Origin of the sequence: Methylobacterium sp. 1973, from assembly GCF_040545035.1 — a bacterium.
GTDB classification, from domain to species: domain Bacteria; phylum Pseudomonadota; class Alphaproteobacteria; order Rhizobiales; family Beijerinckiaceae; genus Methylobacterium; species Methylobacterium fujisawaense.
In genome coordinates this window covers 238,706-260,692 of the sequence record NZ_JBEPLA010000003.1, presented here as the reverse complement: position 1 = coordinate 260,692, position 21,987 = coordinate 238,706, and the positions used below count along the sequence as shown (strand labels likewise).

Below are 21,987 nucleotides of genomic sequence, written 5' to 3'. Positions count from 1 at the left end.
GCGCCGTCGCAGATCGCGGCGGCGCGGCCGGCCTTCAGGGTCGCTGTCCGGTCGCGGATGCCGCGCGGTCGGGCGGCAGGGCGAGGGATGCCAGGATGAAGCCCATGAAGAAGAGGAAATACTGGTTGACCGACAGCTCCTCGAACATCAGCGACGGGATGAGGAACAGGGCGCTGTAGGTCAGGAACGGCCCGAAGGCGGCGGGCGCCAGCAGGATCCGGCCCAGACCGGAGAGGAGCAGCAGCGCCACCGCGATGCCGCTCTGAAGCGCCAGCGAGACGAAGCCGTTATGCGGCGTCACGAGGCCGGTCAGGGCCTGAAGTTCCTCCCGCCTGGCGACCTCGCCGACGCCGAACGGGTATTCAACGACGAGCTGGAGCGCGGTCACGCCCGACAGGAACCGCTCGTCAAAATTGCCCGTGACGTTGCGATCCTCGGCAAAGCGCCGCTCGATCGCCTGGGACAGGGTTCCCGGCAGAGGGATCTCGCCCGTCACCGCCCAGGCCACGAGCAGAAGACCGAGCACACCGAACACGGCCAGCACGGCGGGCGCCTTGAGGTTCCGCCGCATCAGCAGGCCGAGGAACAGCAGCGGCATGAACAGGCCGGCGCGGTTGTTGGTGAAGGGGAAGCTCGCCAGCAGGGCCGCGAAATAGGCGAGATAGATCGCCTTCAGGCGATAGCGCAGGCTGAGCACCAGGGCCGCCGCCCCGCCCAGGGCGAAGACATGGCCGGTCTCGTTTCCCGAGGCCCAGAGGCCACCCTGCTTGTCCTGCACGAACAGCTTCAATTCCTCGTCGAGCCCGTCCGTGGGGACCGCGAGCCCGAACCGTTCGAGCTGCAGGCCCGAAGCGGCGAGCAGCAGCACGGCGAGGGAGGCGAGCAGGCCGGCGAGCAGGCCGATGCAGAACGCCTCCTCGACGCGCCGGTCGCGGAACATGACCAGCAGGATGAACGCCTGGACCACGTAGAGCAGGAGGACGAGGGTCAGGTAGACGTCGCCGGCCTGCTTGTGCGCCTTCAGCACCAGCGAGGCCGCGATGAGCACCAGGATGCCGGCGAGCGGCGCGGCCTGACGCAAAGCTTCCGCGATGACGGCGCGGCGCAGCCCGAGCCAGGGGATGAGCAAAAACGGGAGAAGGTCGGACAGGCGCTGAAACGGCAGCCCGAAAGTCGAGGTCAGCACGTTGAAGTTCAGGGCCGCGCCGAGCAGGAACACCGCGACGCGATCCGCCAGCAGGGACGCGGCCGGCGCACCTGTTCCGATGGGCACCGCCTGTCCCGTCATGGTCCCGCACCGTCTGAACGCGCACCCGCCGCCGATGAACCGTTTCCGCCGGCCGCGACCTTCGGCGGACAATGTCGCCCAGAAAGGTTGGCGGAGGGTGCAGATCAGGCGGCGCGACGCAGGAAGAAGCCGAGCGCCGTACGAAGCGTGTCCCGCATGAGGAGCCAGGCGAGACCCAGATAGGCCACGATCCCGATGCCGATTGCCGCGAAGAGGCCGACCCGATCCCCGAGAGCGGCGTCGAGCGGGTTCTGGACGAGCAGCACGAGCCCGGCCATCGCCCCGGCACAGAGCGTGATCGGCGTCAGGATCCGGACGAGGCGCCCATTCGTCACCGGGACGATGCGCCCGGCACTGGCGACGATCGCGGGCGAGAACAGGTAGGCCCGCACCACGTGCCCGGCGACGAGGGCCGCGAGGCCGAAGGGTGCGGTCACGACGGCCGCGACGGCGCCGAGGCCGAACTGAGCGCCCGCGAGCCGCAGGGCCATGCCGTTCCGCCCAAGCGCCGTGAAGATCATCCACAGCATCGAGGTGGCGACGAATTCGGGGGCCAGGAACGCCAGCATCCGGAGCACCGGCGCCGCGTCGTGCCACTGATCGCCGAACAGGAAGGGAATGAGGGTCGGGGCCACGGCCGCCATGCCGAAGAAGGCGGGCACCGCCAGGAAGGACGAGGCCTCGGTGAAGCCATAGAAGGCCGTCGCCAGCTCGCCCGGCCGATCCTGCAGGCGCGCGTAGGTGGTCAATCCGACCGTGGTCAGCGGGATGACCGCCACTTGGCTCACGAGGTCGATGCAGCGCCACGCGAGGCGCAGGTAGCCGACATCGGCCGCGGACAGGAAATAGGCGGCGATCACCTCCTGGCTCCGGATCGAGGCGACGAGCAGCAGGTAGGTGCAGAACAGCCGCGAGCCGAACGCGATCTGCTCGCGCACGGAGGCAAGGTGCAGCCGCAGCGGCGGAATCCAGCGGGCCGCGACCCAGGTGAGGAGCGTGGTCGCCGTCGCGGCGACGAGGCGCTGAACCACGAGGCTCCAGACACCGTAGCCGTCGAGGGCCAGCACGAGGGCGACGGCGCCGCCGAGGATGTTGGCGCCCAGTGCCCGCAGGGCGAGCTTGCGGAAGCCGAAGCTTCGCTGGAGCCGCGCCTCGTGGATCGCGCCCGCGGCCGTGATGACGAAACAGGCGGACAGCGCGCACAGGACCGGTTGCAGCGCCGGAAGGTCGAAGATCCAGGCGATCGGCCCGGACAATGCGACCAGCCCCACGGCACAGAGCGCGCCGGTGGCGAGCATGACCCAGAAGGCGGTGGCGGCGAAGTCCTCGTCGAGGTCTGCCCGCTGGACGACCGCGTCGGGCAGGCCGCAGCGGGCGACGATCTGCAGGATGTCGATGAAGACGGCGGCGATCGCCACCATCCCGAACTCAGCGGGTCCGATCAGCCGGGCGAGCACGAGGAACACCCCGAAGCTCAGGACGACGTTGCCGACGGACGCGACCGCCACCCAGCGCGCGGCGTCGAACGAGCGGCGCGTCACCTCCGCGCCGGAGGCGAGCCCAGGCTCCTCTTCGGCAGCGGCGGCTTCCGAAAGCACCGGCGCGGCAGCGCTCACGGGCGGGTTGCCCGGCGCTCGGCGACGAGTTCGGCATAGAGGTCGAGATACTTCTCGGCGACGCGCTCGGACGTCGACTCGCGGATCACGTGCTGGAAGGCGCGCTCGTCCGGGAGGTCTTTGCGCCCCCGGGCGATCACGCTTCGTAGCCGCGCCGCGAGATCGGCATCGTCGCCCGGCGTGAACAGCCATTCGGCGTTGTCCTCACCAACCAGCTCGGGGATCCCGCCCGAGGCCGCGCCGATCACCGGAACGCCCATCGTGTAGGCCTCGTAGATCGTCCGCGGCGAAGGCTCGGCCCAGAACGAGGGCACGATGAGCACGTCGATGGCGCTGAGGAAGTCGGCGGGCTTGGCCCATCCGACGAACTCGATGGGGAGGCCCTCGGCCTGCGCGGTGAAACGCGCGATGGAGTCGTCCATCGCCTGGCCGGCGACGAGGCAGCGCCAGTCGCCGGGGCCGATCCGGCGGAAGGCGTCGATCATCGTGCCGACCCCCTTCTCGGTGTTGATCCGACCGAGATAGCCGAAGGTCATCGGCCGGTCCGTCCGGTCGATCTGCCGCCGCGCCGCGGGATCCCCCTCCGGGACCGTGCAGGAATAGAAGATCACCCGGCGCCGCTCGGGCGCGAGATGCGCGAACAGGCCGTGATCGACATGGGTCTTGAGGATCTCGGTGCCGACGGAGACGACCGCGTCCACAGACCGGTTGGTGATCTGCTTGGCGGCGTTCACGACCTTGCATCCCAGATGCCAGCGGTCGCACGGCTTGCCGTCCCGGAACATGGCGGCGTTGCCGCAGATCAGGTCGTACTCGCAGACCGTGTGGACGATCGGGATCCCGCGCTTGGCCGCCTCGCGCCAGACCAGGGTCGAGACGTCGAGCAGCGAGTGCGTGTTGACGATGTCGGGCCGGAAATCGTCGAGGACGCGGCCGAACTCGGCCGCGACGGCGAAATTCCATTGCTGCTTGAGCTTGGCCCAGGCGCGGCCGAACCGGGTCGCCTTGGGCCAGTCCTCCAGCCAGAAATCGTTGTGGTGCGCCATGCGGTAGACGGTGACGCCGCCGCGCACGCTCTTGGGCTCCGGGTCCCGGGCAATGCAGGCCGCCGCCACCGTGTGGCCGGCGGCGACCAGTTCCTCGGCGAGGTGCTCCACCGAGCGCTCGGCGCCGCCCACGATGTAGGGCGGGTAGAGGGCACTGAGGTGCAGGATCCGCAAGGGGCCGGTCACCGCGCGTGCGGCGGCCTGATCGCTCGGCCGGTCCTGGCCCTGGGGGCGCGGCTCTTCGGTGAGGATCCGGGCATAGGTCGAGGACAGGGTCGGGGTGATCATGGACGGCACTCGCTGAGGTGCGGGCGCTCCGCGCGCGCGGAAAGCTCGAGAGGCAGTTCGGGGCGGGCCGCGTCGCGGGTCGCGGCGTAGAGGGCGAGATAGGCGGCCGCGACGACGACCGGGTCGGTGCCGGCGCGGATGCGGGCGGCGCGGGCGAGCCCCTCTGCGAGGCGGGCGGGCTCCGCGACGATCCGGGCCATCGCGGCGGCGAGTGCCGGGGCATCGCCCGGTGGCACCAGCCACGGCCCCGGTCCGACCTGCTCGCCGATGCCGCCGCTTGCGGTTCCGATCACCGGGACGCCGCGCCCGTAGGCTTCCGCCACCGTCCGGCCGAAGGGTTCGGGCCAGATCGGGGGGACGACGAGGCAGTCGATGCCATCCAGGAAGGCGTCGCGCTCCGCGTAGCCCAGGAAGGTCGCGGGCAGGCCCTCGGCCCGGGCGCGGTAGCGGTCGAGCCCGTCCACGGCGCGGCCGGCAACGGAGAGGTTCCAGCCTGCCCGCGGCAGGCTCCGGCAGGCTTCGAGGAGCGTGTCGAAGCCTTTGGCGGCCTCGATCCGACCCAGATAGCCGAACCGAACCGGCGCCCCCGGAACCCGCGGACGCCGTGCCGGCGGCAGGCCGGGCGGGATCGGATTCCAGATCACCCGGCGCAGCGCCGGCGGCACGTCGGTGAAGAAGCCGGCATCGAGATGACGCTCGAGGATGTCTGAGCCCACGGCGGCCAGAGCCGTCACGGCGCGCTGACAGCGCCGGTGGATCCCACCGTAGAGGCGGCATTTGAGATGCTGACCGTCACAAGGCCGGCCGTCCCGCACCATCGCGCCGTTGGTGCAGAGACTGGTGAAGTCGTGGAGCGTGTGCACGATCGGCAGTCCGAGCTGCCGGAGCATCGGCCAGAGCGCCGGCGGCAGCTCGGAGATCGAGTGCGTATTCACGAGATCGGGTTCGAAATTCCGGACCGCCGCCGCCATCCGGTCGAGCGTGGGTCGGTTCCACTGCGCGGCGAGCTTGTAGCGGAGGCGGTCGAGCCGCCCGCGTTCAGGCCAGTCGAGGATGTGGAAGGGCGTTCCGTGGCCGGTCCGATAGACGGTGACGCCGTCCTGAAGGACCGGCTCGCCCTGCGCCCGTGCCGCGCAGACGACGGCAACGTCATGGCCGAGGCCCGCTTGGTTGCGGGCGAGTGTCTCGACCATCAGTTCGGCGCCCCCGACCTGCTCGGGCGGATAGAGCGAGCTAAGGTGCAGGATGCGCATGCGGCACCTCCCGAGCGGGGCGCGCCGGAGCGCCGTCCCGGAGCGCGTCGAGCAGCAGGCCCTCGTAGCGGCGGGCGGTTTCGGCCCAGTCGTAGCGACGGACATTGTCGCGGCCGCGCGCGATCAGCGTGGCCCGGAGCCCCGGCTCGTCGAGCAGGCGGCGCAGGCCCGTGGTCAGCGCCGCAGCGTCGGCGGGATCGAAGGTCAGGGCACCGGCTCCGGCGATCTCGGGCGTCGCGGAGCGGTCCGAGCAGAGAACCGGGCAGTCGAGGGCCTGCGCCTCCAGCACGGGCAGGCAGAACCCCTCGGCGAAGGACGGGACACACAGGCACAAGGCCGCGCGGTAGAGGCCTGCCAGCTGGTCGTCGTCGATCCGCGACAGGCGCGTCAGCGGCACCGGGGCGCCGCCGAGCGCGGCGGCGATCGCCTCGTCGGGATCCTCGCCCACGTGCACGATCCCGATCCCCGGCCGGCCGAGCCCGACCACGGCGCGGGCGAGGGTCGCGAAGTTCTTGTTGTACAGGGCGTTGCCGACCGCCAGCACGAAGGACCCGGCCGGGAGTCCGGCCCGGGGCCCGTCGCGCGTGGGATCCAGCATCGCCGCGGAGGGCACGGTCTGAGCCCGTCCGCGAAGCCGGGGATAATGGTGCTCCAGATCGCGCCGGGTCGCCTCGGACACGGTGATCACCCGTGCGCTGTTGCCCAGCACCAGCCGGAAGATCGGATCGGTGGTCAGGGCCTCGCGGGAGCGGATGCGCTCGGGCAGCGTGCGGAAATAGAGATCGTGCACGACGCTCACCCGCGCGCGACCGCCGAAGGCCGCACCGTAGGGGTCGGCATTCAGCACCACGTCGATGTCCAGGGCCCGGCACAGCCGCGGGACCGCGAGGCTCTGGCGCAGGACGTCGAACAGCATGATCCGCGGCCGCGGCACCGTCACGACCTCGACGCGGTCGCGGATCGCCGCCGGCAGCTGGTCGCGGCGCCAGGGAGAGCGGAGCACCACCGTGAAGGTGCCGCGCGCGATCAGGCCGGCGATCACCCGGAAGGCGACGAGGGCGACGCCCGACGGCCGACCGGCATGCTGGCTCGGCATGTTGACGAGGACGCGCGGCATTGCGGTTCTGACGGCTCCGGGCGAGAGGGGAGGGATTGCCGGCCCGTCAGGCGCGGCCGGCAACCTGGAGGATGATGTCGGCGAGCGCGCGCTGCATCCGGTCCGCTCCGTAGCGGGACAGCGCCCGTTCCCGGGCGAGATCGGTTCGCGGCGCGAAGGCGTCGGGATTGTCGAGCAGCTCCGACAGGGCGGCCGCCAAACGGTCCGGTCGCCGTGGCGGCACCAGCGTTCCGGCCGCGCCGCCGTCGAGAATCTCCGCAGAGGCACCCGCATCCGTGGCGACCACCGGCACGCCGACGCGCATCGCCTCGACGAGGGTGCGGCCGAACGGTTCCGGATCGACCGAGGGGTGCACGACCACATCGACCGCCTGCATCAGTCGGGGGACGTCGTCGCGCTGGCCGAGGAACGTGATCCGGTCCGACAGCCGGTACTTGGCCACAAGGTCCCTCAGATGCGCCGCGTAGGCATCCTCGCCGAAGAGCGGCGCCCCCACCACGATGCAGTGGAGGCCGGGCAGGCGCGCGAGCGCCTCGATCAGCACGTCCTGTCCCTTCCAGGGCGCGATGCGGCTGAACACGCCCACGAGCGGACCCGCCGGCAGGCCGAGTTCCGCGCGCAGCGCCGCGGCGGGCCGGGGATCGCGGTCGAGGTCGAGGCCGTTCGGCACGATACGGATCAGGGATCGGCGTCCCCCGCCCTGAACGAAGGCCCGCGCTGCGGCTTCGGACGGCACGATCACCCGGGTCGCGCAGAGATTGGCGAGGCACACCTGGGCGATGCGCTGGGCCCGCCCGAAATGCGCGCTGTCGAGGATGTCGTGCAGGTGCCAGACCAGGGGGCGTCCGACGCAGCGCGCGGCGAAGGCGGACAGCAGGAAAGCCTTCTGCGAATTCGCGTAGACGACGTCGCAGGCGCGCGCCGCCCGCGCGATCTCCAGGGCCAGGGCGCCGAGCCGGCCTAGCACCGGCAGGGCGCTCAGGGGCGAGGCATCCCGCCGGAGAGCCGCCAGGGAGGTCCGACGCCGTGCAAGACGGATCTCCAGACCCTGCCCGCGCAGGGCGTCGGTGAGGGCGCCGTCCTCGAACAGGAAGGCGGTCGAACCCGCCCATGGCTGGACGGCGTCGCGGAGCACCAGTTCCGCTCCCGACATCGTGCCGGTGTGGCTGACGAACAGAACGCTGGGACGCGCGGCGATCCCGGACCGGGCGGCCAAAACCCGGTCGACGGAGCCACGCTCCGGAAGCGTCGCGGCGGGAAGGACGTCTGTCATCGGGCGCCCGCGGCCGTGCGTGGATCGGGCAGCGGCATCACATCGTAGGTCGGTTGGGTGCCCGGCCGGACCATCGTCATCGCGATTCCGAGCACGTGTCCGCCGGCGCGGCGCAGGTTCGCCACGGTCTCGACGCTGTCGGAGAGCTGCGAGCGGCCGTAGCGGGCGCAGCAGAGCACGCCGTCGACGTGGCGGGCGAGCGTCGGCGCGTCCATCAGGAGGCTGGTGGGCGGCGTATCGAGAAGGACGAGGTCGTAGCGGCGGCTCCAGTCGAGAAAGCCCGCCATCCGGTCGCTCATCAGAAGCTCGGTTGAGTCGGCCGTCGGCGTCCCCGCCGGGATGACGTCGAAGCGCCCGGCCGGGACCACGGCCTCGGCCGGGTCGATCTCGCCGCGGAGCACGCCGCCGAGGCCCGGCCCGCGGCCGAGCCCGAGCGACGCCTCGAAATTCGGGCGCCGCAGGTCGCACTCGACGACGAGGACCCGTCGCCCGCCGGCGGCGCCGATCCCGGCCAGCGCGAAGGCCGTGAACGACTTGCCCTCGCGCGGCTTCGCCGAGGTCACCAGAATGACGCGGGACTTGCCGGAGCCTGCCAGGACGAGATGGGCGTGCAGGTTGCGCAGGACGTTCTGCATCACCGGATCGACCCGCGCCCGCGCCAGGGCCTCCGGGAGGTCGAGCGCCCGCTGACGCTCGGAGAAGCGTCCGACCAGCCCGGCTGGCTCCAGGCTGGGCAGCTGCGCGAAGACCGGGGCGCCGGTGCCGGCCATGAGCTGCGCGGAGCTGCGCACCCGTCGGTCGGTGTAGTCGCGCAGCAGCGCGGCAGCGGCGGCGAGGACGCCCGCGAGCACGAAGCCGCCCGCCAGGAACGGCACGGCCTTCGGCGAGAACGGCTCCTGCGGCAGCTCGGCGAGGCTGACCAGCCGCGTGCTGCCGGTGAGGATGCGCCGCTCGGTCTCCAGCTCGCCCGCCCGCTTCACCAGATCGGCGTAGCGGGTGCGCTTGATCTCCGCGTTGCGGACCATGCCTTCGATCGAGGCCTCGTCGTCCATGGCGGCGGCGGCGTCGGTCTTGGCGGTTTCCAGCTGGGCGCGCAGCGACTTGGCGAGGGCGTTCGACGCCTCGTAGGACTTGCGCAAGCCCTTCGCCACGTTGCCGACCTCCTGCTCGATCCGCGTGCGCAGGCTCGCCTGCTCGGTTTCGAGCGCCCGGATGACCGGGTGGCTCGCCCCGAGCAGCGTGCTCTGGTTGGCGAGCTGCGCGCTGACGCCGCTGAGTTGCTGCTTCAGGGATACGACGGTCTGACTGGCCAGCACCGCCGGGGCACTGTCGGCGCCGCGAGCGCCCTTGTTCTCGATCTCGCTGAGACGCGCGGCGGCATCCGCCTTGGCCGTCTCCGCAGCGGCAAGCTGCTGGCTGATGCTGGTCAGTCGCTCGGCGCTGATCGGGGCCGTCGAGCCCTTCAGCAGGCCCTTGCGACGGCGGAAGGTCTGGATCCGGGTCTCGTCCGCGCGAATCGATGCATCGAGCTGGCTGATCTCGGCATGCAGCCAGTCGGCGGCCGCCTTCCGGCTCGAGGCCTGCGTCTCGCGCTGATCCTCCAGGAAGGCGTTGATCAGGCCGTTGGCCATCGTCTGCGCCGTCTCGGGCAGCGGCGACTTGTAACCGATGGTGATAATGCGCGAGCGGCCCGAACTCAGGACCGTGTAGCGTTTCTGAAGATACTCCACGAGGGCGTTGCGATCCGTCGTGAGCTTCGTACAGGCCGCTTCCTTCTTGGCGCTGATCTCGTCGGGATGCCCGCGGGTCGCCGCAGAGCGGCACTCGGCCATGACGGCCGCGATCAGGCCGTCGTCGATCGCGAGACGCAGCAGCCGGGGCGAGCGGATCACCAGGATCTGGCTCTCGATATCGGCCGGATCGCCGATCTTTTGGATCCAGGCCATGGAGGCGTTGTTCGCCCCGGGCTCCGCTTCGGCGACGATCACCGAGCCGCTCGCCACGTATTGCGGCTGGATCATCAGCAGGGCGGTTACGGCGAGGCCGAGGATCCCGACGAACACCGCTGCGAACAGGTAGCGGCGATGCCAGATCCGGGAGAGGGCGGCGGCCAGCGGGCCGCCGCGCACCGGCTCCTGGGGGAGGGCGCGGACCGGCGCCCGGTCGGCCAGATCGACAGTCAGGAAGGACATGCGGCGCGTCCTCAGCCGACGGCTTCGAGCCGCGGCAGGATCCGCGGGCGCGTCTCGCAGGCGGCTTGATGGAGAGCCATCTGCTGACCGACGAAGCTCGCGAAGCGGCTTCGGAACAGCTCGGCCGAGAACATCTCGGCCTGCGCCCAGCAGGCCTCCCGGGTGAACAGGCTTTCCTGCTGCAGGAACTGGCCCACGCAATCGGCGATGGCCTGCGGCTCCGGCGTGTCGAAGAACATCCCGGTGCGCTGCGGGCCGCGGACCTGAACCGTCTCGCGGGCGCCGCCGCGGCCCAGCGCGAGGACCGGCGTGCCCTCCGAAGTGGCCTCGACCACGATGATCCCAAAATCCTCCTCGGCTGCGAAGATGAAGGCCCGGGCCGTGGCCATGAGGCGCCGCAATTCACCGTCGGAGACGAAGCCGGAGAACGACACGTTGGGCCCGGCGATCTCCCGCAGCCGTGCCGCATCCGGCCCGGTGCCCGCCACCACGAGTTCGAGATCGGGAAGCAGGGCGAAGGCGCGGATCACGGCCTCGACGTTCTTGTAGGGGACGAGCCGGCTGGCCACGAGGAAGTGGTTGCCGCGCGGCCCGTCGTAGCGCTGGCTCGGCAGATTGATGGGCGGGTGGATGACCTCGGCGGTGCGGCCGTAGACCTTGTGGATGCGCCGGGCGACGAAGGCGGAATTGGCCACGATCGCGTTGGGTCCGGCCGCGGTGCGGAAGTCCCAGACCCGCATCCGGTGCAGGATGAGCCGGGCGAGCAGGCTCTTCATCCCGGCGTCGCAGCCGCTCTCCCTCAGGTAGGTATGCTGCATGTCCCAGGCGTAGCGCATGGGCGAGTGAATGTAGGAGACGTGCAGCTGGTCGGGTCCGGTCAGGACGCCCTTGGCCACCGCGTAGCTGCTGGAGATGACGAGATCGTAGGCCGAGAGGTCGAACTGTTCGATCGCGAGCGGCATCAGGGGCAGGTAGTTGCGGTGCCGCGTCCGCGCGAAGGGCATGCGCTGGATGAAACTTGTCCGCGCCTGCGTGTAGCCCAGCCGCTCCCGATCCTCTTCGGACAGGAAATCGAAGAGCGCGAAGACATCCGCGTCGGGATAGATCCGCAGCAGCTGCTCGAGGACACGCTCGGCGCCACCGACGATATACAACCAGTCGTGAACAATCGCGACACGCATCACAGCTTCCTCGTCGGCACGCCAGACGCGGGACCAATCAATACTGTCCTGCCGCCCCCGCCTGTGACAGCGAGCAAAGGCGCGCTGGAAAGAGTAATGGAGACATCGGCCCTAAAAAAGGGGTCACCGCCTCGACAACAGTTGGAAATAGGCCCTGTTCAGATGTGTAATACCGAGTGTAAACTTAATTTTTATGAATTAGTAACGTTAATGATCGGCATTCTCTGCACGGTCAGCGCGTGGCTTCGGTCTATGCACTGGCAGCGCAAGCCGGTTGCGGCCTGCGCCGCGGAGATCCTGCGTGGCGCAGGCTACGAGGCGATCGGCGTCGGCTGAGAGGCAGGACGCGTCCGTCGATGGAGCCGGTGTCGCAGGCCGGCGATCAGAGGGGTCTCGACATATCGGAACAGCACCTCACCCGCGGCCACAGAGGCCGGAAACGCGATGGCGAAGATGAGAGCGGCACGCGCGTATCCGGGGGCGACGAGGAGCGCTGCGAGCTTGGCGGCGCTGTGAAGCAGCAGGTTGTGGACCAGGTAGAACGAGTAGCTGGCGTTGCCTTGCGAGAGCAGCCAGCGCGATTTCAGCGCGACGCCGCCCTGCTCCAGAAGCAGCATCGCACCGACGACGAGGACGGCCGCGGAGCCCCAGACCAGCGGCCGGGCGAATCCAGACAATTCGGGGCAGGCGTCGAGCAGCGTGGTGGCGATCTGGCCGCCGAGGATGAGCAGCGCCGCCGCGGACAGGGCGGCACAGGCCAAGCGTCTGACCGGGAAGCCCGCGGGCGGGATGCCGAGGCGCAGATAGGCGTAGCCCAGGCCGATGCCGGCGGCGAACTCGATGATGATCGGCTTCGTGTAGTAGGCCCAGTACAGGCCCGGGGCGGGCAGAAGTCCGAGCAGGATCAACGCGAGGAAGATTGCGGCCGCGCCCAGCGCCCGGACGGCGGCCTTCGGCACCAGCAGCAGGCCCGCGAAGACCACGTAAAAAAACATTTCGTAGTTGAGCGTCCAGCCGACGGAATTCAGAGGCTCGATGAAGCCTCCGCGGGAAAACGGCAGGAACAGCAACGACTGGATGAGGTAGTCCGGCCGGACCTCCATGATCCCGATGGGCTTCAGGCCGGTCAGCGCGATGAGCGCCAGGCCGATCGTGACGAGCCAGTAGACCGGGACGACGCGCGACGCCCGGCGGAGCAGGAACCCACCGGGGCTCTCACGGCGGCCGCTGGTGCTCACGAACATGATGAACCCGGACAGGACGAAGAAGACGTCCACGCCGAAGGCGCCGAAGGCCAGGAGATCCGGTCGCGGCAAAACCGGTCCGATATACAGGCCGTAATGCGTGAGGAAGACGAGGTACGACGCGACGGCACGCAGAATTTGAAGATTGTCGATCATCGCGCGCCGGCTGATGCCTGGGGCTCCGCCCGGGACAGGCGAAGCCGCAACCTTATGGCCACGATGGCCCCGCCACGTCACGACGAGTCCCGAATCGTCCTAAATGGCTCCTCATCCCGAACTGACGTCACGCCGCGCATTTAAGCGCGTAAGTTGCTGAATCCGCGAATTGGCGGGAGAGTCGATCGCGAATTAAAGAGCCGGAAAGTGATCGTAAAGGTAGCGGCGGCCAATATAGCGCTCGGGCCGCGTGAGCTGCCTGGATACGCCGCGCGCATCCCCGTATCGCAACACGCGCACGGCTATTTACTATTAATCAATAGATAATTTGACGGCGGGCCGATCCGTTCAATAGCGTCGTTATGACGGGAATAGGGAGTTCTGCCTTGAACATCGCTCAGGATATCCGTGAGATCCTAGGATCGAACGAAGCCTTCGCCGGCAAGGCCGACCAGCTCTCCGAGGATGACAGCCTGTTCGATCGCGGGCTGGATTCGTTCGGCTCGGTGCAGCTGATGTTGGCGCTGGAGGAGCGCTTCAACATCGAGTTCCCCGATGAACTCCTGAACCGCAAGTCGTTCTCGTCCATCCGCGCGATTCGCGAGGCCGTCTCCACGCTGATCCAGCAGGAAGCCGCATGAGCACGTTTGCCGCGCGCGCCGAGCGGGTGGCGGCGGTGGCGGCGCGTCACGCCGACGCCGTCGATCGCGAAGGCCGCTTCCCCGAAGAGGCGGTGGCGGCGCTGAAGGCCGAGCGCCTCCTCGGTCTTCAGATCCCGGGGCAGTTCGGCGGCGAGGGGGCTGGGCTCGTCCAGATCGCCGAGCTGTGCAGCACGCTCGGGCAGGCTTGCAGCGCGGCCGCGATGGTGTTCGCTATGCACCACATCAAGGTGTCGAGCCTTGTGACCCACGGGCTCGACAGCCCGTGGCACGGCCGCCTGATGGAGCGGATCGCCCGCGAGCAATTGCTGGTCGCCTCCTCGACCACCGAAGCCGGCATCGGCGGCGACCTGCGCAACAGCCTCTGCGCCGTGGAGACCACCGGTGAGGTCTTCGCCCTCGGCAAGGACGCGTCGGTGATCTCCTACGGCGCCCGGGCCGACCTGATCCTCGCCACGGCCCGGCGCCATCCGGACGCGGCGACGTCCGATCAGGTCCTCGTCGCGCTGATGGCCGATCAGATCTCCCTGGTGCGCACGGGGGATTGGGACACCCTCGGGATGCGCGGGACGTGCAGCGACGGCTTCCGCCTGGAGGCCCGGAACGTCCCGGTCGAGCAGATCCTGCCGAAGCCGTTCGCGGAGATCGCCGCCCAGTCGATGCTGGCCTCGTCGCACCTCCTGTGGAGCAGCGTGTGGTACGGGATCGCGACCTACGCGGTGGACCGCGCCCGCGCCTTCGTGCAGGCCGAGGCCCGACGGCGGCCCGGGCAGGTCCCGCCCACGGCCCTCCGGCTGGCCGAGGTCTCCAACGCCCACCAGGCTATGCGCGGCACCATCGTGTCGGCCCTGCGCCGCTTCGAGGATGCGCACGGGGACGCCGACACGATCGGCTCCGTCGGCTTCTGCGTGATGCTGAACAACCTCAAGGTCACCGTCTCCGACATGGCGGTCGAGATCGTGCGGGGTGCGCTCGCGATCGTCGGTCTCGCCGGATACAGGAACGACACGCCCTTCAGCCTGGGACGGCCGCTGCGCGACGTCCTCTCCGCACCGCTGATGATCGGCAACGATCGCATCCTCGCCAACACCGCCAAGCTCCTGCTCGTGCAGAAGGGCAGCGGCCAGCTCATGAGTGCGTGATGGAATCGATTTCCTCTCCCGCCGGCGACGTCCTCCCCGAGGACGAGCCGGCCGGCGGTCCGACGTTCCTCGACCGCCTGTTCGACCACGGGCTGCTGGTCCGGACCGGCGTCGACGGCCTCTACGGCCGCAGCGGCGGCTTCGAGAGCGTCGTCGACGCCCTCGACCGGATCATCACGCGTCTCGGCGCCGCCGAGGGGGCCGAGGTGCTGCGTTTCCCGCCCGCGATGAGCCGGTCGGCCTTCGAGCGCAGCGGGTACCTCAAGGGGTTCCCGAACCTCGCCGGCACCGTCCACAGCTTCTGCGGCGACGCCCGCGGCCATGCCGAGATCCTCGCCTGTCTGGAGGCCGGGACCGACTGGACCGGCCAGCAGGAGGCCACCGACGTCGTCCTGACGCCCGCGGCCTGCTACCCGGTCTATCCGGTGGCTGCCGCCCGGGGGGCGCTGCCCGCCGCGGGCCGCCTCTTCGACCTGCAATCCTATTGCTTCCGGCGCGAGCCCTCGCTGGAGCCGACCCGGATGCAGCTCTTCCGCATGCGCGAATACGTGCGCATGGGCAGTCCCGAGCAGGTTCTGGCCTTCCGCGCGTCGTGGCTTGAACGCGGCACGGCGATGATGCGCGACCTCGGTCTTCCGCTCGCCATCGACGCGGCCAACGACCCGTTTTTCGGACGCGCCGGCCGGATGCTCGCCAACAACCAGCGGGCGCAGGGCCTCAAGTTCGAACTGAACGTCCCGGTCAACAGCGTCGAGAATCCGACCGCCTGTCTCAGCTTCAACTATCACCAGGACCATTTCGGCAGCACCTGGGACCTGCATCAGGCGGATGGCGCGGTCGCCCATACGGCCTGCGTCGGCTTCGGCCTGGAGCGGATCACCCTGGCGCTGCTGCGCCACCACGGGCTCGATCTCGCCGCCTGGCCTGAGGCCGTCCGCGCCGAGCTGTGGGGTTGAGGCGGTGACCGCCGCTCTGCGCCGGCCGGAGGGTCTCGGAGCCGCGGGACCCTACGTCCCGCACCCGCTCCACGGGTCCGGCCGCGATTGGCCGGAGACGAACTGCTACGTCGACCTCTGGATCGAGCTCCTGCACGGACGCGGCCTCGTGCCCGAGGCGATGCTGGGCTTCACCCTGCGGCAGGATTTCGAGGGCGACCAGTTCACCTTCTTCAAGCCGCCGCCCGGCGACATCGAGCGGCTTTACGGGCTGGAGGTGCTGGAACTCGCGGTCTACGGGGGCCTCGAGGCCCATGCCGTGCGTCAGGCGGAGGCCGGTCGCCCGGTACTGGTCGAAGTCGACGCGATCTATCTGCCCGATACCCAGGGGACGACCTACGGCCGGGACCACGCCAAGACCACGATCGGCATCCTGGCCCTCGACCCGGTGACCCAGGAACTCGATTACCTCCACAATGCCGGGCGCTTCCGGCTATCGGGGGCGGATTATGCCGGGATCTTCGCGCCGGCGCTGCTGCCGCCCTACGCCGAGTTCGTGAAGTCGGTCGCCTCGCCCCTGAGTTCCGCGGACCTGCCGGGGGCCGCCCGCGCGCTGCTCGTCCGGCATCGCGCCCGGGCGCCCCGCCGCAATCCTGTCCTGGCGTTCCGCGACGCATTGGCGGCGACGGCCGGGGATCTGGTGTGCCGGCCGCTCAGCGTGTTCCACGCCTACGCCTTCAATACGACGCGCCAGCTCGGCGCCAATTTCGAGATGCTCGCCAGTCATCTCTCGTGGCTCGAGGCGCGGGATGCCGGTGGGTTCGCGCCAGCGGCCGCGGCCGCCGCGGATGTGAGCCGCGAGGCGAAGGCCTTCCAGTTCCAGCTTGCCCGCGCCTTCCACCGTCGCTCGGCCGAAGGACTGGCACTGCGTCTCGACCGCCTCGCGGCGACCTACGACCGCGTCTTCACCGACCTCGACCGCGCGCTGGACCGCTGAGAGTCGCGATGGCCCGCATCCGCTGCGTCGACGAGCGTGCGCCGGAGGTCCAGTTCGGGCCCTGGATGCTCGCCGTCACGCCGCCGGGCGCCTGTGCGGGCCCCGGTGACCTCGACGCCGTGACCGGCTGGATCCCCGCCACCGTTCCGGGCACCGCCGCCGCCGCCCTGCGGGCCGCCGGGCGCTGGAGCGAGGCCGCGCCGGAGCCGATCCACGATCGCGATGTCTGGTACCGGTCGCGCATCGCCGGGGCGGGCCCGGCCCGTCTTCGATTCGAAGGGCTCGCCACCCTGGCCGAGGTCTGGCTCGACGGCGCGCCGATCCTCTGCACCCGCTCCATGTTCGAGGCGCACACCGTCGATGTCGAGCTCGGCGGCGTCTCCGAGCTGGCGCTCTGCTTCCGTGCGCTCCGGGAGGAACTCGACCGACCGGCCAAGCGCGGGCGCTGGCGGCCTCGGATGATCACGCCCGGATCGCTGCGCCATCTGCGAACCAGCGTCCTCGGCTTCATGCCGGGCTGGTGCCCGGAGATCGACCACGTCGGCCCCTTTCGACCGCTGACTGTCGGGCCGGTCCGACCCCGTATGGCGGCCGCGGATGTGCGTTCGACCCTCGAAGGCGACATCGGCCACCTGGCCGTGCGCCTGCGAATCGACGGGCGGACCGACTCGGTCATCCTCGCGTGCGGCGGGGGTGAGGCTTCTCTGACCGAGGTCGAGCCGGGCCTGTTCGCAGGCGCGCTGGCGCTTCCCGGCATCGCGCCCTGGTGGCCGCACACCCACGGCGTGCCGAACCTCTACCCGGTCGAGGTGCGCGTCGACGGCGCACGCTTCGACCTCGGCCGCGTCGGCTTCCGAAGCCTGACGCTCACCCGTCCGTTCGAGGACGGCCTGTCGCTGGCGGTGAACGGCGTGCCGGTCTTCTGCCGGGGCGCCGTCTGGACGCCGCCGGATCTCGTCGGGCTGGGCTCCGACGGGACCCGAACGCTGCTCATGCGCGCCCGTGAGGCCGGCATGAACATGCTGCGCGTCCCGGGCACGACGCTCTATCCGGATTCCGACTTCTACGATCTGTGCGACGAATTCGGCATTCTGGTCTGGCAGGACCTGATGCTCGCCAATTTCGACTATCCGCACGCGGACCCGGCTTTCGCGTCCCAACTCGACTGCGAGCTGACGGGGTTTCTCGAGCGGACGCAGACCGCGCCGTCGCTCTGCGTGCTGTGCGGGGGCAGCGAAGTCTGGCAGCAGGCGGCGATGCTCGGCGCGCCCCGGGCCGTCTGGGCCGACACCTTCTGCGCGACGACTTTGCCGGCGCGCGCGGCGGATCTGCGACCCGATCTCATCGTCGTGCCGAACTCGCCCTCCGGCGGCGACTTGCCCTTCTCGCCGCGCGGGGGCTGCACCCACTATTTTGGCGTCGGCGCCTATCGACGGCCCTTGGAGGATGCCCGCCGGGCAGAACCTGGCTTCGCCAGCGAATGCCTCGCCTTCGCCAATCCGCCCGAACCCGGCACGCCGGGACCGACCGGACCGGCCGATCCGCTCTGGCCGGCCGGCATCCCCCGGGACCGGGGGGCCGACTGGGACTTCGAGACGGTGCGCGACCACTATGTCGCCCTGCTCTACGGCGTCGACCCTGCGGCGCTGCGCGCCGAAGATCCGGACCGCTACCTCGAACTCGGCCGTGCTGCGGTGGCCGAGGTGATGGAGGCGACCTTCGCGGAGTGGCGCCGTCCGCGCTCGCCGACGGCCGGCGGCCTCGTCCTGATGCTGCGCGACCTCGGACCCGGCGCCGGCTGGGGCGTCATCGACTGGACGCAGAGGCCGAAATCGGCCTGGTATGCGCTGAAGCGCGCCTTCCGTCCGGTCCAGGTCCTTCTCACCGACGAGGGCCTCGACGGCCTTCACGTTCACGTCCTCAACGAGACGGCAGCGGCCCAGGACCTGACGCTGACGCTGACCCTGTGCGATGTCGGGGGGCGGGTCGCAGCGCGGGCCGAGCGGGTCCTTACGGCCGGCCCGCGGGCGGCCCTCACGCTTTCTTCCGCCGCCGTTCTCGGCCGATTCTTCGACACCACGGACAGCTACCGGTTTGGGCCACGGATCCACGATCTCGCGCATGCCCGGCTGAGCGATGCCGACGGCCGCGTGATCGCCGAGAGCTTCCACTTCCCTGGCCTGCGACCAGTCCTCCGTGAGGCTGTCGGCCTGCGGGCCGAACCGGTCGCGACCGGGGAGGGTCCGGGTCTGCGGATCAGCACCGCGCGCTTCGCCTGCAGCGTCCAAGTACAAGCCTCCGGAGTGTGGCCGGTCGAGAGCGGATTCCATCTCGCGCCGGGATCGAGCCGGATCGTCGCCTTCGCGGACGCCGACCGGCTGCCGCGCGGGAGCGTGCGGGCGATCAACAGCAGCGAGATCGTGGAATTCGGTCATGACGCCTGAGGTCGAGTCCGACGCCGCGGTGCCGGTGACGTTCGAAGGCCTGTTCGGGTGGCTTCATCCGGCCGCCGGACGGCGCGGCGTCGTCCTCTGCGGGACCTGCGGTTTCGAGCAGATGGCCGCGCACAGACCCTGGCGTTCGCTGGCCGAAGGCCTCGCCGCGGCGGGCTGCCCGACCTTGCGCTTCGACTACCCGGGGGAGGGCGACTCGGCCGATCCCGAAGCCGCACGGGTCCTGGCCTGCGTCGCGGCGATCCGGCGAGCCGTCCAGTTCCTGCGCACGACGGCGGGCGTGACGGAGATCGTCCTCATCGGTCTGCGCCTGGGCGCCACCTTCGCGGCCCTGGCGGCCCAGGACGAGGCCGTGGAAGGCCTCGTGCTGCTGGCACCGGTCACGACCGGGCGCGCCTATCTGCGCGAGATGCGGCTGCGGGCGCAGACCATCGGGCGCCTGCCGGACGGGTCGGTCCCACCACAGGAGGCGGACAGCCTCACCGTCGGTGGCTTCCGGATGGAATCGGTTGTCCTCAGTGAGCTCGCCGCCCTCAACCTCGAACGTCTCGAACGGGCGCCGGCGCGGCGCGCGCTGCTCCTGGCACCCGAGACCAGGACCCTGGCCGCCCGCCTCGAAACCCTCGGCTCCACGGTCGCGACGGGGCCGTTCCCCGGTCTTGCCGCACTCGTCGGCGACCCGATCTTCTCCGATGTCCCGGCGGCGGATTTCGCGCGCGTCATCGCCTTCGCGACCGCGGGCGCGGGAGACAGCGGCCTGACGCGCAGCGGAACGGCCGTCGGCGCCCTGGCTTCGCCGCATCTGACCGGGTCGGGCTGGGAGGAGGAGCCGGTGCGGTTCGCCCGGGGCCTGTTCGGCATCCGGTGCCGTCCAGACCGGGCTGACGCAAATGCACCCACGATCGTGTTCGTCTCCACCGGCATGAGCGTGCATTCCGGATGGGGACGCCAGACCACCGATCTCGCCCGGCGTCTCGCTGCCGACGGAATCGGCTCGTTTCGGTTCGATCAGCGGGGCATCGGCGACAGCGCCGATCGAGCTGACGGCCGCACGCCGCTCTTCGCGGCGGACGGATTCGCCGATGTGATCTCGGCCGTCGACGAGATCGCCGGCACGGTCGGCCCGATCCTGCTCGTCGGCGGCTGCAGCGGCGCCTACGCGGCCTTGCACGCCCTCTGCCGGGACAGCCGGGTGGACGGGGCCCTCCTGCTCAACCTCTACTGTTTCGACTGGGATCCGGATGAGGACCTCGACCAGGTCATCCGGCAAACCTTCGGGAGCGCCTCCACCTACGCGGCCCTGCTCAAGCGGGGTGCGACGTGGCGCCGGCTGATCCGCGGCGAGATCCGGATCGGCGCGATCGCCGCGGTGCTGGCCCGGCGCGGGATCGATGCCGCGTTCCGCCGGATGCGCCGGGCCATACGCCCCGGCCCGCCCGGCGGATCACCCGCCCGGCGGATCGCGGCCCTTCGCCGCCGGGGTGCAGAGATCCGACTGCTCTACAGTGCCGGCGATCCCGGTCTTGCGGCGCTCCGCCGCCACCTGGGACGCTCGCCCGGGAAGGCGGACCGCCGCCTCGGCGCGCCCGTGACGGTCGTTCCGGGTGTGGACCACAATTTCGGATCCCGTGAGGCCCAGGCCCGGCTCGCCGAGGCTCTGCACGACCTTCTGCAGGCGGTGCAAAGGTCGAAGGCGAGGCACTCCGGCACGGCGGTTTCCGCAAAGCCCGGCCGTGTCCTCACCCTGGCGGGCCGGACATGACACGGCTTACGCGCCGTTCGGCCCTCGCCCTGGCGGCGGGATCCCTCGCGACAGGCACCTTCGCGACGGCTGCCTTCGCGGCAGGGCGTGGCACCACAGCGGAGCCGCTGCATCGGTGCGAGGCGCTGATCGATTCCATCGGCGTGAACGTGCATCTCGGCCATCGCGGCAGCCCGTATGTCGAGCGCTTCTCGGCCTGCATCGAAGCCCTCGACGATCTCGGCGTCCGCCATCTGCGCGACGATATCGTGCTCACCGGCGACGAGCCGGCTGGACAATTCGAACGGATCGCGGACCTGACCGGCCGGGGCTACCGCTTCAGCCTGATCTTCTATGACGGGCTCACGCCGGGGCCGCGGGTTGCGCCGGAGCGCTTCGCCGAGATCGCAGGCTGGGCTAGCGCGGGACTCGTCGTGGCGGAGGGCGGCAACGAGCCCCCGGTAGGAACGCGGCCCGGTTTGGCGGAGCAGTCGGCCGCGCACCAAGCCGCCCTGTTCCGCGCCGTGCGGGCGGATGCCCGGGCCGGAACCGTCCGGGTCGCCGGGCCGAGCTACATCCAGGGCAACGTCGCAGCGGCGCAGAATCTTGCGGCCGTGATCGATTTCGCGAACATCCACGCCTATCCCGGCGCGGAGCCCCCGGAAACCGATGGCGCCGGCAGCCTCGCCCGCTTCATGGCGGCATCCCGTCCGGTCTTCGGCGATGCTCCGGTGTTGGCCACCGAGAATGGTTACCACACGGCGCTTGCCACCGGCAGCGCCCATCTGCCGATCTCGGCCGGTCTCCGGGCCCGGTACCTTCCGCGGATGCTGCTCTGGAGCTATCTGCAGGGGGTACGCCGCACCTACCTCTACGAGCTGATCGCCAGCTTCGATCGCGGCGACGCCGACCCCGAAAGCCATTTCGGCCTCCTCGCTCACGACGGCCGGCCGACCCCCGCCTTCCGGGCGGTTCGCAGCCTCGTCCGACTGTTCGGAGCGAATGCCGGCACGGTCGCCGCCGTTGCGGCCGATCGCGACGTCACATTGTCCGCTGCAGTGCCCGATCTCGTCTTCGCACGGTTTGCACGACAGGACGGGGCGACGCTCATTCCGATCTGGCTCGGTCTCGACGGCTGGGATCGGCGCAACCGGATCCCGCTTCCGGATGCGCCGGCGCGTCCCGCCGAGATCCGTCTGTCGCGCCAGCCGCGGCAAGTCAGGCTGCATCGCTTCGATGACGACGGATCGGTCACCGTCGCGAACCTTCCGGCGGACAGGCGCGTGCCGGTCCAGGTCACCGACCGCCTCGGCGTGATCGAGCTGACATAGAACCTATCCTGCCAGGCCCGGAACCGGCCCGCAGACCGACACACGCCCCCCTCCGACGTTCGCGGAAGTCGATCC

Annotated in this window: 17 protein-coding genes; 8 read left to right on the top strand and 9 right to left on the bottom strand. The window is 70.3% G+C overall.

What is annotated here, in order from left to right:
* Window positions 1-34: 34 nt before the first annotated feature.
* From ABIC70_RS08155 to ABIC70_RS08120, 8 genes are all read right to left on the bottom strand, one after another.
* Window positions 35-1,273 (bottom strand): O-antigen ligase family protein, encoded by a 1,239-nt coding sequence (locus tag ABIC70_RS08155; RefSeq protein ID WP_354439417.1) that lies wholly within the window; start codon window positions 1,271-1,273, stop codon window positions 35-37.
* Window positions 1,274-1,392: 119 nt separating this feature from the next.
* Window positions 1,393-2,904 (bottom strand): lipopolysaccharide biosynthesis protein, encoded by a 1,512-nt coding sequence (locus ABIC70_RS08150; RefSeq protein WP_354439416.1) that lies wholly within the window; start codon window positions 2,902-2,904, stop codon window positions 1,393-1,395.
* Complete coding sequence (locus tag ABIC70_RS08145) at window positions 2,901-4,124, bottom strand: glycosyltransferase family 4 protein (RefSeq protein WP_043760601.1); 1,224 nt, start codon at window positions 4,122-4,124, stop codon at window positions 2,901-2,903. Before ABIC70_RS08145 ends, ABIC70_RS08150 begins: the two co-directional genes overlap by 4 nt.
* Window positions 4,125-4,234: 110 nt before the next feature.
* Window positions 4,235-5,491 (bottom strand): glycosyltransferase family 4 protein, encoded by a 1,257-nt coding sequence (locus tag ABIC70_RS08140; protein ID WP_354439415.1) that lies wholly within the window; start codon window positions 5,489-5,491, stop codon window positions 4,235-4,237.
* Window positions 5,472-6,608: a glycosyltransferase family 4 protein gene (locus ABIC70_RS08135; protein ID WP_354439413.1), complete on the bottom strand. Its 1,137-nt coding sequence runs from the start codon at window positions 6,606-6,608 to the stop codon at window positions 5,472-5,474. The genes ABIC70_RS08140 and ABIC70_RS08135 overlap by 20 nt, the downstream gene beginning before the upstream one ends.
* Window positions 6,609-6,654: 46 nt before the next feature.
* On the bottom strand, window positions 6,655-7,881 hold the full coding sequence (locus ABIC70_RS08130) for a glycosyltransferase family 4 protein (RefSeq protein WP_354439412.1): 1,227 nt from the start codon (window positions 7,879-7,881) through the stop codon (window positions 6,655-6,657).
* A complete protein-coding gene (locus tag ABIC70_RS08125) occupies window positions 7,878-10,073 on the bottom strand; it encodes a GumC family protein (protein ID WP_354439411.1) in 2,196 nt (731 codons plus the stop codon). Before ABIC70_RS08125 ends, ABIC70_RS08130 begins: the two co-directional genes overlap by 4 nt.
* Window positions 10,074-10,084: 11 nt before the next feature.
* Window positions 10,085-11,254 carry a glycosyltransferase gene (locus ABIC70_RS08120; RefSeq protein ID WP_354439410.1) on the bottom strand — a complete coding sequence of 390 codons (1,170 nt, stop codon included), beginning with the start codon at window positions 11,252-11,254 and terminating at the stop codon, window positions 10,085-10,087.
* On the opposite strand from ABIC70_RS08120, the gene ABIC70_RS08115 reads away from it, so the two are divergent.
* Window positions 11,234-11,590: a hypothetical protein gene (locus ABIC70_RS08115; protein ID WP_354439409.1), complete on the top strand. Its 357-nt coding sequence runs from the start codon at window positions 11,234-11,236 to the stop codon at window positions 11,588-11,590. The two genes, ABIC70_RS08120 and ABIC70_RS08115, sit on opposite strands and share 21 nt — an antisense overlap.
* Here the strand turns inward: ABIC70_RS08115 and ABIC70_RS08110 are convergent.
* Window positions 11,566-12,654 carry an acyltransferase family protein gene (locus tag ABIC70_RS08110; RefSeq protein WP_354439408.1) on the bottom strand — a complete coding sequence of 363 codons (1,089 nt, stop codon included), beginning with the start codon at window positions 12,652-12,654 and terminating at the stop codon, window positions 11,566-11,568. The genes ABIC70_RS08115 and ABIC70_RS08110 overlap by 25 nt on opposite strands.
* 386 nt (window positions 12,655-13,040) lie before the next feature.
* Here ABIC70_RS08110 and ABIC70_RS08105 point away from each other — a divergent pair, with 386 nt between their 5' ends.
* From ABIC70_RS08105 to ABIC70_RS08075, 7 genes are read left to right on the top strand one after another with little or no spacing between them, the layout of a single operon-like run.
* A complete protein-coding gene (locus tag ABIC70_RS08105; RefSeq protein WP_043353394.1) occupies window positions 13,041-13,295 on the top strand; it encodes an acyl carrier protein in 255 nt (84 codons plus the stop codon).
* Window positions 13,292-14,455: an acyl-CoA dehydrogenase family protein gene (locus ABIC70_RS08100; RefSeq protein WP_043353391.1), complete on the top strand. Its 1,164-nt coding sequence runs from the start codon at window positions 13,292-13,294 to the stop codon at window positions 14,453-14,455. Before ABIC70_RS08105 ends, ABIC70_RS08100 begins: the two co-directional genes overlap by 4 nt.
* The gene (locus ABIC70_RS08095) at window positions 14,455-15,411 is read left to right on the top strand and encodes an amino acid--[acyl-carrier-protein] ligase (RefSeq protein ID WP_354439407.1); all 957 of its coding nucleotides are present in this window, start codon (window positions 14,455-14,457) and stop codon (window positions 15,409-15,411) included. Before ABIC70_RS08100 ends, ABIC70_RS08095 begins: the two co-directional genes overlap by 1 nt.
* 4 nt (window positions 15,412-15,415) lie before the next feature.
* The gene (locus tag ABIC70_RS08090; protein ID WP_354439406.1) at window positions 15,416-16,387 is read left to right on the top strand and encodes a DUF1839 family protein; all 972 of its coding nucleotides are present in this window, start codon (window positions 15,416-15,418) and stop codon (window positions 16,385-16,387) included.
* A gap of 8 nt (window positions 16,388-16,395) precedes the next feature.
* Window positions 16,396-18,831: a glycosyl hydrolase 2 galactose-binding domain-containing protein gene (locus tag ABIC70_RS08085; RefSeq protein ID WP_354439405.1), complete on the top strand. Its 2,436-nt coding sequence runs from the start codon at window positions 16,396-16,398 to the stop codon at window positions 18,829-18,831.
* Window positions 18,821-20,602, top strand: coding sequence for an alpha/beta fold hydrolase (locus ABIC70_RS08080; RefSeq protein ID WP_354439403.1), 1,782 nt, complete (start codon window positions 18,821-18,823; stop codon window positions 20,600-20,602). The genes ABIC70_RS08085 and ABIC70_RS08080 overlap by 11 nt, the downstream gene beginning before the upstream one ends.
* The gene (locus ABIC70_RS08075; protein ID WP_354439402.1) at window positions 20,599-21,912 is read left to right on the top strand and encodes a glycoside hydrolase 5 family protein; all 1,314 of its coding nucleotides are present in this window, start codon (window positions 20,599-20,601) and stop codon (window positions 21,910-21,912) included. The genes ABIC70_RS08080 and ABIC70_RS08075 overlap by 4 nt, the downstream gene beginning before the upstream one ends.
* Window positions 21,913-21,987 lie beyond the last annotated feature (75 nt).

What these genes read in the sequence shown, in the direction of transcription:
- ABIC70_RS08140 (WP_354439415.1), bottom strand. Translation starts at nt 5,491, where the DNA reads ATGCGCATCCTGCACCTTAGCTCGCTCTATCCGCCCGAGCAGGTCGGG.
- ABIC70_RS08135 (WP_354439413.1), bottom strand. Translation starts at nt 6,608, where the DNA reads ATGCCGCGCGTCCTCGTCAACATGCCGAGCCAGCATGCCGGTCGGCCG.
- ABIC70_RS08130 (WP_354439412.1), bottom strand. Translation starts at nt 7,881, where the DNA reads ATGACAGACGTCCTTCCCGCCGCGACGCTTCCGGAGCGTGGCTCCGTC.
- ABIC70_RS08125 (WP_354439411.1), bottom strand. Translation starts at nt 10,073, where the DNA reads ATGTCCTTCCTGACTGTCGATCTGGCCGACCGGGCGCCGGTCCGCGCC.
- ABIC70_RS08120 (WP_354439410.1), bottom strand. Translation starts at nt 11,254, where the DNA reads ATGCGTGTCGCGATTGTTCACGACTGGTTGTATATCGTCGGTGGCGCC.
- ABIC70_RS08110 (WP_354439408.1), bottom strand. Translation starts at nt 12,654, where the DNA reads ATGATCGACAATCTTCAAATTCTGCGTGCCGTCGCGTCGTACCTCGTC.
- ABIC70_RS08100 (WP_043353391.1), top strand. Translation starts at nt 13,292, where the DNA reads ATGAGCACGTTTGCCGCGCGCGCCGAGCGGGTGGCGGCGGTGGCGGCG.
- ABIC70_RS08095 (WP_354439407.1), top strand. Translation starts at nt 14,455, where the DNA reads ATGGAATCGATTTCCTCTCCCGCCGGCGACGTCCTCCCCGAGGACGAG.
- ABIC70_RS08085 (WP_354439405.1), top strand. Translation starts at nt 16,396, where the DNA reads ATGGCCCGCATCCGCTGCGTCGACGAGCGTGCGCCGGAGGTCCAGTTC.
- ABIC70_RS08080 (WP_354439403.1), top strand. Translation starts at nt 18,821, where the DNA reads ATGACGCCTGAGGTCGAGTCCGACGCCGCGGTGCCGGTGACGTTCGAA.
- ABIC70_RS08075 (WP_354439402.1), top strand. Translation starts at nt 20,599, where the DNA reads ATGACACGGCTTACGCGCCGTTCGGCCCTCGCCCTGGCGGCGGGATCC.